Origin of the sequence: Saccharothrix sp. NPDC042600 (genome assembly GCF_040647305.1) — a bacterium.
GTDB lineage: Bacteria > Actinomycetota > Actinomycetes > Mycobacteriales > Pseudonocardiaceae > Actinosynnema > Actinosynnema mutabilis.
Genome location: NZ_JBEZBW010000002.1, coordinates 16,355 through 31,492, shown reverse-complemented (window position 1 = coordinate 31,492; position 15,138 = coordinate 16,355). Strand labels below are relative to the sequence as shown.

General features: G+C 71.5%; 15 protein-coding genes. 9 read left to right on the top strand and 6 right to left on the bottom strand.

The window, feature by feature from the left end:
* The first annotated feature begins 11 nt into the window (after window positions 1–11).
* The 5 genes from AB0A74_RS02060 (at window position 12) to AB0A74_RS02040 (ending at window position 5,270) form a co-directional block, all read left to right on the top strand.
* On the top strand, window positions 12–1,217 hold the full coding sequence (locus AB0A74_RS02060) for an aminotransferase class I/II-fold pyridoxal phosphate-dependent enzyme (RefSeq protein ID WP_358247039.1): 1,206 nt from the start codon (window positions 12–14) through the stop codon (window positions 1,215–1,217).
* Window positions 1,218–1,238: 21 nt separating this feature from the next.
* Window positions 1,239–2,657 carry an amino acid permease gene (locus tag AB0A74_RS02055; RefSeq protein WP_358247038.1) on the top strand — a complete coding sequence of 473 codons (1,419 nt, stop codon included), beginning with the start codon at window positions 1,239–1,241 and terminating at the stop codon, window positions 2,655–2,657.
* Window positions 2,658–3,314: 657 nt separating this feature from the next.
* Window positions 3,315–3,920 carry a pyridoxal 5'-phosphate synthase glutaminase subunit PdxT gene (gene pdxT, locus AB0A74_RS02050; protein WP_358247037.1) on the top strand — a complete coding sequence of 202 codons (606 nt, stop codon included), beginning with the start codon at window positions 3,315–3,317 and terminating at the stop codon, window positions 3,918–3,920.
* Between the two features lie 21 nt (window positions 3,921–3,941).
* Window positions 3,942–4,694, top strand: coding sequence for a YebC/PmpR family DNA-binding transcriptional regulator (locus AB0A74_RS02045; RefSeq protein WP_343931902.1), 753 nt, complete (start codon window positions 3,942–3,944; stop codon window positions 4,692–4,694).
* A gap of 60 nt (window positions 4,695–4,754) precedes the next feature.
* A complete protein-coding gene (locus AB0A74_RS02040; RefSeq protein ID WP_358247036.1) occupies window positions 4,755–5,270 on the top strand; it encodes a DUF4262 domain-containing protein in 516 nt (171 codons plus the stop codon).
* 340 nt (window positions 5,271–5,610) lie between these two features.
* Here the strand turns inward: AB0A74_RS02040 and AB0A74_RS02035 are convergent, their stop codons facing one another.
* Window positions 5,611–6,144 (bottom strand): TIGR03086 family metal-binding protein, encoded by a 534-nt coding sequence (locus tag AB0A74_RS02035; RefSeq protein WP_358247035.1) that lies wholly within the window; start codon window positions 6,142–6,144, stop codon window positions 5,611–5,613.
* 181 nt (window positions 6,145–6,325) lie between these two features.
* On the opposite strand from AB0A74_RS02035, the gene AB0A74_RS02030 reads away from it, so the two are divergent.
* Window positions 6,326–7,801, top strand: a complete 1,476-nt coding sequence (locus AB0A74_RS02030) for a peptide MFS transporter (RefSeq protein WP_358247034.1) — start codon at window positions 6,326–6,328, stop codon at window positions 7,799–7,801.
* A 126-nt stretch (window positions 7,802–7,927) separates the two neighbouring features.
* Here the strand turns inward: AB0A74_RS02030 and AB0A74_RS02025 are convergent, their stop codons facing one another.
* Window positions 7,928–9,223, bottom strand: coding sequence for a cytochrome P450 (locus AB0A74_RS02025; protein ID WP_358247033.1), 1,296 nt, complete (start codon window positions 9,221–9,223; stop codon window positions 7,928–7,930).
* A 101-nt stretch (window positions 9,224–9,324) separates the two neighbouring features.
* Window positions 9,325–10,542 carry a cytochrome P450 gene (locus tag AB0A74_RS02020; RefSeq protein ID WP_358247032.1) on the bottom strand — a complete coding sequence of 406 codons (1,218 nt, stop codon included), beginning with the start codon at window positions 10,540–10,542 and terminating at the stop codon, window positions 9,325–9,327.
* Between the two features lie 118 nt (window positions 10,543–10,660).
* Here AB0A74_RS02020 and AB0A74_RS02015 point away from each other — a divergent pair, with 118 nt between their 5' ends.
* Entirely contained in the window at window positions 10,661–10,807 is a 147-nt protein-coding gene (locus AB0A74_RS02015) for a hypothetical protein (protein ID WP_358247031.1), read from the top strand.
* 135 nt (window positions 10,808–10,942) lie between these two features.
* Window positions 10,943–12,115: a helix-turn-helix domain-containing protein gene (locus tag AB0A74_RS02010; protein ID WP_358247030.1), complete on the top strand. Its 1,173-nt coding sequence runs from the start codon at window positions 10,943–10,945 to the stop codon at window positions 12,113–12,115.
* 33 nt (window positions 12,116–12,148) lie between these two features.
* On the opposite strand, the gene AB0A74_RS02005 is transcribed toward AB0A74_RS02010, so the two are convergent.
* From AB0A74_RS02005 to AB0A74_RS01995, 3 genes are read right to left on the bottom strand one after another with little or no spacing between them, the layout of a single operon-like run.
* Window positions 12,149–12,628 (bottom strand): thioesterase family protein, encoded by a 480-nt coding sequence (locus tag AB0A74_RS02005; protein WP_358247029.1) that lies wholly within the window; start codon window positions 12,626–12,628, stop codon window positions 12,149–12,151.
* Window positions 12,629–12,638: 10 nt separating this feature from the next.
* A complete protein-coding gene (locus AB0A74_RS02000; RefSeq protein WP_358247028.1) occupies window positions 12,639–13,814 on the bottom strand; it encodes an MFS transporter in 1,176 nt (391 codons plus the stop codon).
* Window positions 13,814–14,404: a helix-turn-helix domain-containing protein gene (locus AB0A74_RS01995; RefSeq protein WP_343931913.1), complete on the bottom strand. Its 591-nt coding sequence runs from the start codon at window positions 14,402–14,404 to the stop codon at window positions 13,814–13,816. Before AB0A74_RS01995 ends, AB0A74_RS02000 begins: the two co-directional genes overlap by 1 nt.
* A 131-nt stretch (window positions 14,405–14,535) precedes the next feature.
* On the opposite strand from AB0A74_RS01995, the gene AB0A74_RS01990 reads away from it, so the two are divergent.
* Window positions 14,536–15,135 (top strand): DUF5753 domain-containing protein, encoded by a 600-nt coding sequence (locus AB0A74_RS01990; protein ID WP_358247268.1) that lies wholly within the window; start codon window positions 14,536–14,538, stop codon window positions 15,133–15,135.
* Window positions 15,136–15,138: the final 3 nt, after the last annotated feature.

Sequence of the window (15,138 nt, the reverse complement as noted above, 5' to 3'; positions counted from 1 at the left end):
ACGATTCGGCCATGACACGCTTGCGAACGACGGCGGTGCACGGTGGACGCGGTGACCTCGCGGACCTGGGCGTGCACGCCCCGCCGATCGACCTGTCCACCACCTACCCGGTGCCCGACCAGGTCGCGGGCGGCCACGCCCTCCAGGACCTCGCCGAGGGTGCCGCGCACGCCGCGTCCCCGGTGTACTCGCGGCTGCACAACCCGACCGTGGCCCGGTTCGAGGAGGCGCTGGCGTCGCTGGAGCGCACCGAGACGTCGGTGGCGTTCGGCAGTGGCATGGCGGCCGTGACGGCCGTGGTGCAGGCGGCGTGCGTGATGAGGGGGCTGTCCCACGTCGTCGCCGTGCGCCCGATCTACGGCGGCACGGACCACCTGCTGTCCTCGGGCCTGCTCGGCGTGCGCACCACGTACGCCACGGCCGACCGGGTCGCCGAGGCGATCACGCCCGAGACCGGCCTGGTGGTGCTGGAGACCCCGGCCAACCCCAACCTGGACCTGGTGGACATCGCGTCGGTCGTGGCGCAGGCCGGGGGCGTGCCGGTCATGGTGGACAACACCTTCGCCACGCCCGTGCTGCAGAACCCGGCCCTGCTGGGCGCGACCTACGTGCTGCACTCGGCGACCAAGTACCTCGGCGGGCACGGGGACGTGCTCGGCGGCGTCGTGGCGTGCGAGGAGGACGTGGCGCGGGCGTTGCGGCAGGTCCGGATCATCACCGGCGCGGTGCTGCACCCGCTGGGCGGCTACCTGCTGCACCGGGGCCTGGCCACCCTGCCGCTGCGGGTCGAGGCCGCGCAGGCGTCGGCGGTGGAGCTGGCGCGGCGGCTGTCCGGGCACCCCGGCGTCGGGCTGGTCCGCCACCCGAGCCTCACCGGCTCGCCGTTGATCGGCACCCAGATGCGGGGGACCGGCGCGGTGCTCGCGTTCACCACGCGGGAGGACCCGGCGGCCGTCGTGCGCCGGCTGACCCTGGTCACCCCGGCGGTGTCGCTCGGCTCGGTGGACACGCTCGTCGAGCACCCGGCCGCGCTGACCCACCGGTTGGTGGACGCCGAGGACCGGATCGCGTCCGGCGTCCCGGAGAACCTGCTGCGCGTGAGCGTCGGCCTGGAGGACGTCGAAGACATTTGGGACGATCTGGACCAAGCGCTTTCCGGTGATTGTGAGGGTGATTACATCAAGCCTTCCTCAAGCGATTCTTACGCGGCCGTGTAGAACCGCTAACGTCCGGCCACCATGAATGAGCAGATGGCAACGGAGCCGGACGCCGACGGCTACACCAAAGCGCTGTCGAAGCGTCAAGTTCGGATGATCGCCATCGGTGGCGCCATCGGCGTGGGCCTGTTCCTGGGCGCGGGCGGGAGACTCGCCCAGGCCGGGCCCTCGCTGGTCTTCTCCTACGCGGCGTGCGGTATCGCGGCGTTCTTCGTGATGCGCGCGCTCGGCGAATTGGTGCTGCACCGGCCGACCGCCGGCAGTTTCGTGGAATACGCCCGCGAGTTCATCGGCCCGTGGGCGGGATTCACCTCGGGCTGGATGTACTGGGTGAACTGGGCGATGACCGGCATCGCCGAGATCACGGCGGTGGCGATCTACGTCCACCGCTGGCTGCCCGACCTGCCGCAGTGGGTGACCGCGCTGATCGCGCTCGGCGCCCTGGTGGCGATCAACCTGCTGTCGGTGAAGCTGTTCGGCGAGCTGGAGTTCTGGTTCAGCGTCATCAAGGTGACCGCGATCGTGGTGTTCCTGTTCACCGGCGCGGCGCTGGTGATCGGCGGCGCGGACGTCGGCGGCCACACCGCGGGCGTGCACAACCTGTTCGACAACGGCGGCATGTTCCCGGCGGGCATCGGCATCGCCCTGATGACGCTGCAGGCCGTGATCTTCGCGTACTCGGCCATCGAACTGGTCGGCATCGCGGCCGGCGAGACCGCGAACCCGCGGGCCGTCATGCCGAAGGCGATCAACGGTGTCGTGTACCGGATCGGGGTGTTCTACGTCGGGTCGGTGCTGCTGCTGGCGATGCTGCTGCCGTGGAACCTCTACAGCGGGGCGGAGAGCCCGTTCGTCACGGTGTTCTCGGCGCTGGGCATCGCCGGGGTGGGTGACGTGATGAACGCCGTGGTGCTGACGGCGGCGCTGTCGTCGTGCAACTCGGGCCTGTACTCGACCGGGCGCATCCTGCGGTCGCTGGCGCAGAAGGGCGAGGCGCCGGCGTTCACCGGCCGGATGAGCGCCCGGCACGTGCCCTACGGCGGGATCCTGTTCACGTCGGTGGCGTACCTGGCGGGTGTGGTCCTGAACTACATCGTGCCCAAGGAGGCGTTCGACATCGCGATCGCGGTGGCGTCTTTGGGCGTGGTGGCGACATGGGCTACGTTGATCTTGTGCCAGTTGCGGTTGCGGAAGGCGGCGTTGCGCGGTGAGGTCGAGCGCCCGTCTTATCGGATGCCCGGTGCGCCTTACACCGGTTACGCCACGCTCGGGTTCCTTGCGCTGGTCATCGTGCTGATGGCGTTCGCGGGAACCGCGGAGCGCATCGCGTTCTGGTCCATCCCCGTGCTCGCGGTCGTCCTGGTGGTCGGCTGGCGAGCAGTCAAGTCCCGTCGTTCGTCGGCCCACCAGGCAGGCGAACGGGTCGCGGCAGGCGACTAGCACCTCATCTGCCGCGGGAGCATCGGGCGGCCGGTGGGAACGAGTGCCACGAGCACCCGCCCCACCGGCCGCCTGCTTCTTCCCACCCTCGCCCCATCGCTGCCCACCTGCTGCCTCTACCGCCGGGCTTGCCGCACCGCTCCAGCCCGATTTGTCGGTGGTCCGTGCGATCATGGACTCGGGGGCCGGAGGCCGCCGCCAACGCCGTCCGCGAACCCTCCGCAACGCCCTGAGCTGCTCAAACGGCTTGGGTGCGCGGCTCAGCCAGGCAGGGCTCGGCAGCCAACAGTGCGCACGAGCAAGGGCGGCGCGGCCGCCGCCACGCGGCTTCGCCGCGAGCGACTGCGTCGCAGCGACTGCGTCGCCAAGGACACCGGTGCCGGTCGCCCGAAGAACCCGCCCGAAGTGAGCCCAAGAACCCGCCCGAGGCGAGCGCCCGAAGCGACCCGCCCGAACCCGACGCGCCCGCCCGAACCCGACGCGCCCGCCCGAACCCGACGCGCCCCGACCGCGCCCGCCCGCGCCCTGACGCGCCCGCCCGCGCCCCGACCCACGCGCCCAGCGACCCAGCCCGCCACCGCGCCCAAACCGGCTGGTGGGGAAGGCCCCAACCGCTCCAGCTAGGCTGGTGGCACTGCACAAGGAGGAAGACCACCCGTGTCCGTCGTCGGTGTCCTCGCCCTACAGGGCGACGTCCGTGAGCACCTCGTCGCCCTCGCCGAGGCCGACGTGCTCGCCCGCCCCATCCGCCGCCCCGAGGAGCTCGCCGAGGTCGACGGGGTCGTGTTGCCCGGTGGCGAGTCGACGACCATCAGCCGCCTCCTCGACACCTTCGACCTGCTCGAACCGCTCCGCCGGCGGATCAAGGACGGGATGCCCGCCTACGGTTCGTGCGCCGGCATGATCCTGCTCGCCGACCAGGTCCTCGACGGCCGCGCCGACCAGCACCAGCTCGGTGGCCTCGACATCGTGGTCCGGCGCAACGCGTTCGGGCGGCAGGTGGATTCGTTCGAAGCGGAACTGGACTTCACCGATGTGGGGGCCGTGCACGCCGTGTTCATCCGCGCCCCTTGGGTGGAAAACGTGGGTGAAGGCGTCGAAGTGCTCGCCAGGGTCCCCGATTCCGCCGAAGCCGGAGAGGCCGCCGGTAGGATCGTCGCGGTTCGGCAGGGGCACGTGCTCGCCACCTCGTTCCACCCGGAACTGACCGGTGACGGACGCGTGCACCGCCTGTTCGTGGACATGGTCCGCTCCGCGGGCTGAGTTAATCGACGGAGGAGTTTGATGAGCGGCCACTCCAAGTGGGCCACCACTAAGCACAAGAAGGCCGCCCTCGACGCCAAGCGCGGCAAGCTGTTCGCCAAGCTCATCAAGAACATCGAGGTCGCCGCGCGCACCGGCGGGGGTGACCCGGACGGCAACCCGACGCTGTACGACGCCATCCAGAAGGCGCGCAAGAACTCCGTGCCGCTGGACAACATCGAGCGCGCCCGCAAGCGCGGCGCGGGCGAGGAAGCCGGTGGCGCGGACTGGCAGACGATCATGTACGAGGGCTACGGCCCCAACGGCGTCGCCGTCCTGGTCGAGTGCCTCACCGACAACCGCAACCGCGCGGCGTCCGAGGTGCGCACCGCCATGACCCGCAACGGCGGCAACATGGCCGACCCGGGCTCGGTGGCCTACATGTTCACCCGCAAGGGCGTCGTGATCGTGCCGAAGAACGGCCTGTCCGAGGACGACGTCCTCATGGCGGTCCTCGACGCGGGCGCCGAGGAGGTCAACGACCTCGGCGAGAGCTACGAGGTGGTCAGCGAGGCCGGCGACATGGTGGCCGTCCGCACCGCCCTGCAGGACGCGGGCTACGACTACGAGAGCGCCGAGGCGAACTTCCTGCCGTCGGTCACCGTCCAGTTGGAGGCCGAGGGCGCGCGCAAGATCTTCAAGCTGATCGACGCGCTGGAGGACTGCGACGACGTGCAGAACGTCTTCGCCAACTTCGACGTCTCCGACGACGTCATGGCCGAGGTCGACGCCTGATCACCCACCCCCGTGTGACCCCGGCCGACCGTACGCCGGGGTCACACGCGGTTGGGCAGAATGGCCGCCGTGTCGAGCCCTGACCCGCAAGACCTCAAGCTCCGCGACTGGCTGTTCGACCAGACCGAGCGCCACGGGCACGCGGTGGTCAACGTCGCCGCCGACCGCGAGGGCGCGGGCTACTCGTTCTCCGTCGGGGCGTGGCGGCGGTTCGGCGTGGCGGAGGCGGTCGTGCTGGGCCTGCCCACCGACATTGCCGAGGTGCTGATCCGCAGCTACGTCGACCGCGCCGCCCGCGGCGAGCGGTTCGTGCCCGGCAAGCTGTACTTCGACTTCTTCGACAACGTGCCGATCACGTTCGAACGCGTCTTCAAGGGCTTCTACCCGGAGTTCTTCGGCAGCGCGTTCCTGCTCTACGGCAAGGGCGACTTCGCCGCCGTGCAGATCCTGATCCCGACCGTCGAGGGCGTCTTCCCGTGGCAGCCGGGCGCGCCCCAGGGGTTCGCCGACTGGCAACTGGTGCTGACCGAGAGCGGCGTGCCGGAGAGCTGGACGCCGGGCGTCAGCGGCCCCTGACCCCTCTTCACCTGCGCTTTCCACTCCGTTCACCCGCGAACGGTCTTCTCCGTCGTTGTCCGGCGATCGTTGTCAGGTGTCCGGGCCCCGACACCGGACAACCGCCGGCGGCTATCACTGTGGTGTGCCCGAGTAGTCGGGGACTTGAGCACAACCACAGGGGGAGGCACGTCCCGCTCCGCGAATGCGGGGAGATTCGTGGAGCGGGACGCGCACCGGGTTCGGGTCCAGGGCTCGGCCACCGGGACGCCCCGCTCGGGGTCGAGGAACAGGTCGTGGGGGAAGCCTCCGACGGGTTTCCCCCACGACAAAGACGGGGTCGGTTCTGCACGGCGAGCACTCAGGGCGTCCGGCCCAGCAACGCGACCAGTCTGGTCTGGTCGTCCGCGTCGTCGGGGACCGGCACGGGCGCGTCGAACAGCCCGCTGTCGGCGTAGGAGCCGGCGTTGGCCCGCGCGTACTCCAGGAGGGTGCGCGCCAGGTCCGGGTCCAGCCGGTCGTCCACGCCGATCGCCCGCGCCAGGTCCCAGGCGTGCACGCCCAGGTCGAGCGTCATCTGCCAGCAGTACTCGCTCGCCGGGATCGTGCCCCAGCTGACGTTGACCGTCTTGGCCAGGGCCTCCGGTTCGATCCACGCCTCCCGCGCCGCCGCGGCGGCCACCACCCACGCGTGCAGGGGGTCGTCGCCGAGCTGGTCGCCGTCGAAGCGGTCGCCGACCTGCTGGACCGTGCAGCCGGCCAGCAGCTCCGGCGCCCACAGCTGTTCGTGCACGAGGTGGTTCACCAGGTCGTGGACCGACCACTCCTTGCACGGGGTACCCAGGTCCCAGTGGTCGGGGCGCACCCGGCGCACCCGCGAGTCGAACTCCGTCATCGCGCGTCCGTGAGCCTCGATCAGATCCACCCCCCGAGTGCACCAAAGGTTGCCCGGGATCGCACCCCGAACGTGTGCGTTGGGCCACTTGGCGGCTTCCCGGTTTTATCCAGTACGTCCGTACGGCGTAACGTGACCCGGAACGCCGGGGTGACATCGTTGACACCAGCAGGAGGAACCAGTGGGCGCCACGAGCGCGGTTTCCACTCCGCAGCGCGGCTTCTTCGGACATCCCCGAGGACTCTCGACGCTGTTCTTCGCCGAACTGTGGGAGCGCTTCTCCTACTACGGCATGAAGGCGATCCTCGCCTACTACCTGTACCGCAGCGTCGACGAGGGCGCGCTGGGCCTGGACAAGAGCTTCGCGCTGTCGCTGGTCGCCATCTACGGCGCGTCGGTCTACATGTCCGGCGTCGCGGGCGGCTGGCTCGCCGACCGCGTCCTGGGCGGGCAGCGGTCGGTGTTCTACGGCGGCGTGCTGATCATGTTCGGCCACATCGCGCTGGCGCTGCCCATCGGCGTCGCCGGCGTCTACACCGGCCTGATCCTGATCGTGCTGGGCACGGGCCTGCTCAAGCCGAACATCTCCACGGTCGTGGGCGGCCTGTACGCGCCGGACGACCCGCGCCGCGACTCCGGTTTCACGATCTTCTACATGGGCATCAACCTCGGCGGCTTCCTCGCTCCGCTGGTCTGCGGGTGGCTGGGCGAAGAGGTCGACTGGCACTTCGGCTTCGGCGCGGCGGCCGTCGGCATGGCGCTGGGCCTGGTCGCCTACCGCTTCGGCCGGCGCAACCTCGGTGACGCGGCCCTGGTGCCGCCCAACCCGCTGCCCGCCGCCGAGCGCGGCGCGCTGATCGGCCGGATCGTCGGCGTCTCGCTGGGCGCGGTGGCCGTGGTGGCGCTGCTGGTGGTGACCGGGCTGGTGGGCGCGGAGGGCGTGATCAACCTGATCAGCCTCGCGTCGGTGCTGCTGCCCATCGGCTACTTCGTCGTGATGATGCGCAGCCCGAAGACGACGCCGGTGGAGCGGTCCCGGCTGACCGCCTACATCCCGCTGTTCATCGCGGCGGCCATGTTCTGGCTGCTGTTCGAGCAGAGCGCGACGGTCATCGCGGCGTTCGCCGACACCCGGCTGGACCGGCACTTCCTGGGCTTCGACGTGCCGCCGTCGTTCATCCAGTCCATCAACCCGGTGATGATCATCCTGTTCGCGCCGCTGTTCGCGCTGCTGTGGGTGAAGCTGGGCAAGCGCCAGCCGTCCACGCCGCGCAAGTTCGCGTACGCGTTGCTGCTGGTGGGCCTGTCGTACGTGCTGATGATGGTGGCCAGCCAGGGCGACCCGGCGGTGCGGGCGTCGTTCCTGTGGATCATCGCGATGTACGCGGTGATGACCTCCGGTGAGCTGCTGCTCTCGCCGGTGGGCCTGTCGGTGACCACCAAGCTCGCGCCGCGGGCGTTCGCGTCGCAGACGATGGGGCTGTGGTTCCTCGCGTCGGCGGCGGGCCAGGGCGTGGGCGCGATCGTGGTGCGGTTCTACAGCGACGAGAACGCGGTGGCGTACTTCGGCGTGCTGGGCGGCGTGTCCATCGTGCTGGGCCTGCTGCTCGCGGCCGGCACGAAGAACATCCGCAAGCTGATGCACGGCGTGGACTGACGCGGATTCACGGGGGCCAATGGGTCACCTATTTCCGCAATAGTGCGGAAAAGCGTGGGCGACCCGCCGCGGCGGCGGTGCGGCGGGTCGCCCACGCGCATTCAGCATGCCCCACATTCCTGTGGATCAGCTGATGGTTTCCACCATCGTGTGGCGCCGCGCGGTGCCGGTGTGCACGGGGAAGCGCGCCGCGCCCCGGATCACCCGCGACGGCCGCCGTCGCACCCGGCCCGCCGCGCGCAGGTCCGGGAACCGGCGGAACAGCCCGCGCAACGCCGCCGCGCCCTCCATCCGCGCCAGGCCCGCGCCCAGGCAGTAGTGGATGCCGGAGGAGAACGCCAGGTGCTCCCGCCCGTCCGGGCGGCCCGGTTCGAACCGGTGCGGATCGGTGAACACGGCCGGGTCGCGGTTCGCGGCGGCCAGCATGAGCATGATCGGCGTGCCCTTGGGGATCCACGTGCCCGCGACCCGCGTGGACTTGAACGGGACGCGCACCGTGTACTGGACCGGCGGGTCGAGCCGCAGCGTCTCCTCGATGACCGCGTCGGCGTGGGCCGGGTCCTCGATGAGGCGTTCGCGGACCCGCGGGTGCGCCAGGACGGCCAGCACCGCGTTGCCGATCAGGTTGACCGTGGTCTCGAACCCGGCGACCAGCAGCAGTTCCGTGGTGGCGATCAGGTCCTCGCGGGTCAGGTCGTCGTGCGCGACCAGGGCGCTGACGATGTCGTCGCCCGGCTCCCGCCGGCGGTGCTCGACCAGGTCGTCCAGGAACGCCTCGAACTCCCGCAGGCCCCGGTGCAGGGCGCGCATCTCGCCCATGTCGCGGACGCCGTCGAGCGCGTTGACCAGGGCGCTGCCCCAGCGGGCGAACGCCTGGTGGTCCGCGCCGGGGACGCCGAGCAGGTCCGCGATCACCTGGATCGGGACGCGGGCGGCGAAGTCCCCGACGAGGTCGAAGGTGGAGCGGCGGGCGGCGTCGTCCAGGTACTCCTCCACGACCCGCTCGACCGTCGCCGCCTGGGCGCGCAGGCCCTTGGGCGTGAACCAGGGCGCGACCAGGCGGCGCAGGCGCGTGTGGTCGGGCGGGTTGCGGACCAGGAAGGACTCCTCGACCGGGTTGACCAGCCGCCGGCCGTCGACGTGGGCGTTCGAGTCGACGGGGGACAGGGCGCCGGCGGGCAGCGTGCCGAAGTCCGGGCGCTTCAGCAGGTCGAGGCACAGCTCGTGCGAGGCGGTGAGGTAGAGCCCCATCCGGCTCTTGACCAGCGTCCCGCGCGCCCGGACGGCCTCGTAGGCGGGGTAGGGGTCGCGGGACGGGCTCATCCCGAACAACCGGGCGGCGGGGTCCCCGAGCAGCGCCTGAAACCGAACGACCGAGCGCCCCAGGAACAGCAACGTTGCGTTCTTCACCACGGACGACATGCCCACAACGGTGACCCCTGGACCGCCGGCTGTTCAAGGACGGAAACGATCAGTTCGACGGTCCGCGGCGACCGTTCCCGCCACCCTTCGTCCTTTCAGGGTCAGTGCAGGGTGACGGGCAGGGTGGTCAGTCGCCAGGTGCCGGGGTCGGGGGTGCGTTCCGGCGTGCCCGCGAGCTTGAGGTTCGGGTAGCGGGTGATCAGCGCCGTCAGGGCGATCTCCGTCTCGGCTCGGGCGAAGGCCGCGCCCAGGCAGAAGTGCGGCCCGTGGGCGTAGCCGAGGTGGCCGGGGCCGGACCGGGTCAGGTCGAGGGTGTCGGGGCGGTCGAACGCCCTCGGGTCGCGGTTGGCCGACACGATCGCGGCGCTGACCGGTTCGCCCTTGCGGACGGTGACGTCGCCGAAGGTCACGTCCTGCTTGGCGAACCTCGGCGTGGTGAGCAGTTGCGGCCCGGCCCACCGGGTCAGCTCCTCCACCGCGCGGGGCATGAGGGACGGGTCGGCGCGCAGGGCGGCGAGCTGGTCCGGGTGGGTGAGCAGGACCTCGACCGCGTTGGCGATCAGGTTGGTCGGCGTCTGGCCCGCGAGGACGAGGTGCCAGACGAGGGTGACCAGTTCGTCGTCGGACAGGCGGTCGCCGTCGTCGGTCTGGACGCGGAGCAGCGTGGAGATCAGGTCGTCGCCCGGCTCGGCCTTCTCGTCCGCGACTGCCTTCCGGTCCGCGACCGCCTTCCGATCCGCGACGGCCTTTTGGGCACCTTCGATGATCCGCGGGATGGCCTCCAGGAACGCGGGCCCGAACCCGCTGACCACCGCCGTGCCGTAGTCCCTCCACTGTGGACGGTCTTCGGCCGGGATGCCGACCAGTTCGCAGATGACGTCGATGGGGAGTGGTCGCGCGAAGTGCTCGATGAGGTCGGTCGCCTCGTCGGGGAGTCGGTCGGGGAGGGCGTCGAGGAGGTCGTCGACGATCCGTTCGATGTGCGGTCGGAACGCCCGTGCACGACTGGCCGTGAAGGCCGGGGCGGCGAGCGTCCGGAGGCGCAGGTGCTCGGGGCCTTCCGTCTCGGCCATGGTGCGCAGGTAGCGGAGGCAGTGCTCCGGGATCCCGGGTGGCCGCATGAAGCTGCTACCCGAGAGCTCGAAGTGGCCCCCGCCCAGCACTTCCCGCGCGTCTTGGTACCGGGTCGCGATCCAGAGCGCGCCCATGCCCGGAACCTGCATCCGCGCGATCGGACCGGCTTCCCGCGCGGTGTCGTAGGTGGAGAACGGATCGAACAGGACGCTCGGGTCGGTGGGGTCGATCTCGGGCACGGTCATGTGGTCACTCCAGATGTTGCGGTCATATGTTCACATCAGATGTTCTCATCATCTGAGTGCGGACGTTATCGTGGATCTTGGCAAGGAGACAAGGCGCGGCCGAATAGCCGCAGGTCAGGTGGGTGGGTTTAGGTGGCGCGCGGTCGGCCGGGCGATGGCGTGCGCCGAGCACCGGGAGCGCCGAGAGGACCCCGACACGCTGATCGGCGGCCCGGCGCGCGGGTGGTTGGAGCGTGGTGTCGGCGGCCCGGTGGCGGCGGCGTAGAAAGGTGGCGGCGCGCGCCGGCGGGTGCGGGCTCCGTGGCGGTCGGCTCGTGGCGGTCGGCTCGCGGCGGTCGGCTGGGCGGCGGCTTCGGCCGGGTCGGTGGTGGTGTGCGGTGGGTGGGTGGAGGTTGGGTTGATGACGCGGGTCAGTCGGGCGGAGACGCAGGAGCGCAATCGCGGGAAGGTGTTGGCGGCTGCTCGGGAGGAGTTCGCCGAGCGGGGGTTTCGCGATGCCAAGGTCGATGTGATCGCTCAGCGGGTCGGGCTGACTCGTGGGGCGGTGTATTCGAACTTCCCCGGGAAGCGGGCGTTGTACTTCGCCGTGCTCGCCGAGATGGCCGAGCGGGTTTATCCGCCTGCGGGTGTCGGCGGGGGTTTCGCCGGGGTCGGGCCTGAGGGTGGGGCTTTTGCGCTGAAGGAGGTGAGCGAGCAGCCGGAAAGCGTTTTCCGCGCTAGTGGTCCGAGGGTGGGCGTCGAAGAGGCCGCTCGGGTGGGGGAAGTGCGGGTGGAGGGGGCTTATCGGCGGATCCTGGGGGCGTTGGCGCTGGCTTGGGTTCGGCCGCTGGTCGCCGAGGACTGGTTGGGGCGGGACCTGGGGGCCGAGTTGCTCGCCGACGAGCTTCGGCGGCCCTACACGCAACTGCTCGAACTCGACGCGCTGCTGCTGGCCCTCGCCCTCGAACGCCTGCGCCCGCCCAACCCCGACCCCGCCGCGCCGCCGACCCGGCTGGTCCGCCACGCCCGCGCACTCCTGACCACGCTGCTCGGCGCCACCCAGCTCGCCGCCACGGCACCCGACTTCCTGGAGCCCTACGACGTGGTGACCGCTGTCGAACGGCTCGCCGACCTGCCGATCAACGACTTCTGGGCCCCGCCGACCTCCCGGCCGCCGGTCCGGCGCACCGACGACGCCTGGGCACCGCCGCCGGCCACCGACCTGGTGCGCGGCACCCCGCACGACGTGACGGACGGGGTGGTGGCGGTGCTGGGGCTCAACCGGCTGGCCGGCGCCGAGCAGGCGGCCCGCCTGGGCAAGACGACCGTCGTCCTGGTCACCGGCTCACCACAGGAGCTGGGACCGCTGGCGCGCCTCACGCTCGCCCAGCTCACGGGACCGCTCCGCCAGGCCTTCCCGGAACCGACCTGGCCGGACGTGCGCGTGGTGTGCGACGAGACCGGGGAGATCGCCCGGGCCGCGGGCGTCCCGGCGGTCAGTGACGAGACGGAGGTGGCCATCCGGGTCGCCGACGGGCGGATCGTGGCGCGGGCCGAGGGGTTCGCCGCCTGTCACGCCATCGCCGCGACCTGAGACCCACGGGAGCGGGCGGCCGGTGGCGGGAAGTCAGCGGGTGGCGGAGCGTGGGGCGGGCGTGCGTTCGGCGGTCCGCGCGAGGGGGCGGGTCGTCGGGCGGCTGGGTTGGAAGAGCTTGCGGAAGTCTTCCGGGATCGGGGTGGAGCGCAGCTCCGGGGTTCCGAAGGACACGTACCGGTTCCAGCCGGTCGCCACCGGCGTCCCGTCCACGTCCGCGTCGAACCCCATCGTCAACGTCGTCGTCCCCAGCGTCCGCACCCGCACGCCGATCCGCAGCAGGTCGTCGAACCGCGCCGGGCTCAAGTAGCGGATGGACGTCTCCGCCATCACGAAGTCGATGCCGTGCTTCTCCAGCTCCTTGTACGACCCGAGCAGGGACCGCAGCGTCTCGACCATCGCCGCCTCGAAGAACACGGCGTACCGGGACGCGTGCACGATCCCCTGGCGGTCGCAGTCGACCGGGCGCACCCGCACCCGGTGCACGTGAGCGGCAGGTCGCGGGTCAGCCATGTCGGTGATCCTATGGGGTCACCCGAACGGATCGCGACGGCCTCGCGGCGAGCGCCCCCAGCCCGGCCGCGACCAGGTGCGCCGCCGCGACCAGCGAGATCACCGTCGTGGCGCCCGTCCGGACCACCAGCACGCCGCCGACCGCCGCGCCGATCGCGAACCCGCCCAGCTTGAGGCTCGCCCCCGTCGTGGACACCTGCCCCAGCAACGCCGCCGGCGTGTAGACCTGCCGCGCGGTGATGACCGACGTCAGGGTCGGCCCCTGCACCAGGCCCGCCACCAGGACCAGCACCAGCAAGACCGGCACGCTCGACGCCACCGACCACAGCGCCATCGCCGCCCCGAACGCCGCCACCGCGACGAACACCACCCGCTCGGGCCGCCACCGCGGCAGGAACCGGCGCAACGCCAGCAACCCCGCCACGCACCCGACCTCCAGCACGGCCCACACCACGCCGGTGTACCCCTCGCCGTACCCGAGAGCCACCACGTGCGCGGGCAACGTCGGCGCGAGCATCCCGATCGACCCGTACGCCAGCACCGAAGCCAGCGTCGCGCCGCGCAACGGGGGAGTGGTGACCAGGTGCCGCACCCCGCTGCGCATCGCGCCCAGCAACGACGCGTGCGACCCGCCGGCCCCCGGCACCCGCAGCGTCAACGTGCACAAACCGCCCAGCAGGGCCAGGACCGCCAACGTCAGCACCGCCGACACCGGCCCCCACACGGCCACCAGCACCCCGGACACCGCCGGCCCGCCGATCGCCGCCGCGTTGAACAGCAACGCGTCGTAGGAGGTCACCCGCCGCACGTCGTCGGCCAACCGCGGCACCAGGCTGGTGAACCCGCCGCTGGTCATCGGCAACGTGATCCCCGCCAGGCACGCCAACCCCAGCAGCGCCCACGGCGCGGACACCGCCACCAACCCGCACGCCGCCACCGCGAGCAGGAACTGGTTGCCCGCCAACGCCGTCACGGGCCGCCGCGTCCGGTCCAGCCACGCCCCGAGCAGCGGCCCCGACAGCACCGACGGGATCGTGTAGGCCGCGACCACCGCCCCGGCCAGCACCGACGACCCGGTGCGCGCCAACACCAGCAGCACCACGGACACGCCGACCATCTCGTCGGCGAACCGCGCGAGCCCCGCGGACACCAGGTACCGGGGAACGCCACGCCCCAGAGCAGCCATCAACCGGAACGGCGGTGCCGGCGCACGGACTCCTCGACCAGGTCCAGCACGGGCTCCAGGTCGTCGGCCGGCAACCCCATCGCCAGGTGCGACACGAGCCCTTCCAACACCAGCTCCAGGAACGACGTCAGCACGTCGATGTCCACGTCGTCGCGCAGGTTGCCCGCCTCCCGCTGGCGCACGAGGCGCTGCCGGGTGGCGTCGGTGAGCTGCCGCGACCGCTCGGCCCACCGGCCCCGGAACTCGGGGTCCGTGCGCAGCCGGCGCGACACCTCCAGCCGGGTGCCCAGCCAGTCGGCCGGGTGGTCGGCGTCCGGCTCGGGCGCGGACAGCAGGTCGCGCATCACCTGCACGAGACCCTGCCGCGCCACCACGTCCGCCATCCGCAGCGCGTCGTCCTCGGCCAGCGCCAGGAACAACGACTCCTTGTCGCGGAAGTGGTGGAAGATCGCTCCCCTGGACAGACCGGTAGCCTCTTCCAGACGGCGTACGGTGGCACCCTCGTAGCCGTAGCGCGCGAAACACGCACGCGCGCCGTCCAGGATCTGGCGGCGGCGGGCATCGAGGTGGTCCTGGCTCACCCTGGGCACCGGTCGATGTTGTCAGGACCGGCTGAGAAATTCCAATCAGTACGTACGGATTGGTCGGACCCACTTTGGGGTGGTCTTCCCGCGCCGGAGTCGAAACCGCTGGTCAAGGCGCACTACGGTGGCGCACCGTGATGAAGGACATCAGCCGGTTCGCGCGATTGGGCCGGCGCCCGGCCGACGGCGACGTGCGGCGCGGGATCGACCTGATCGACCTGGTGCGGCTCGCCCACTACGACCTCGCCGACCCCGACGGCCCGGACGCGCTGCGCGCCGCCGAACGCCGCGCCACCCGCATCGTCGCCTACGACGCCCTGGCGGTGCCCGCCCTGCTCCAGACGCCGGAGTACGCCGGTTCCCTGGGCGACGACCCGACGCGCGCCGAGGTCCTGCGCCGCCACGTGCCGCCCGCGTGCGAGTTCTTCGTGCACGAGACGGCCCTGCACGCGTGGGCGGGGGACCAGCGCGTGCTCGACGACCAGCTCGCGGCGCTGGCCCGGCGCGACGACGTGCGGCTGGTGCCGTTCACCGCCGGCTGCCGGCCCGAGCTGCGGCACTCGTTCACGTTGCTGGCCTTCGCGGTGGGCGGTCCGGCGGTGCACGCGGACGGGCTGTCCGAGCGGGTGGACGCGGTGGCGCGCTTCCAGGCCGCGGTCGACGTGCTGCGGCGGTGCTCGTTGGACGTCGAGGAGTCGCGGCGGGTGTTCGCGAGCCCGGTCGAGGCGGCCCGGTGACCT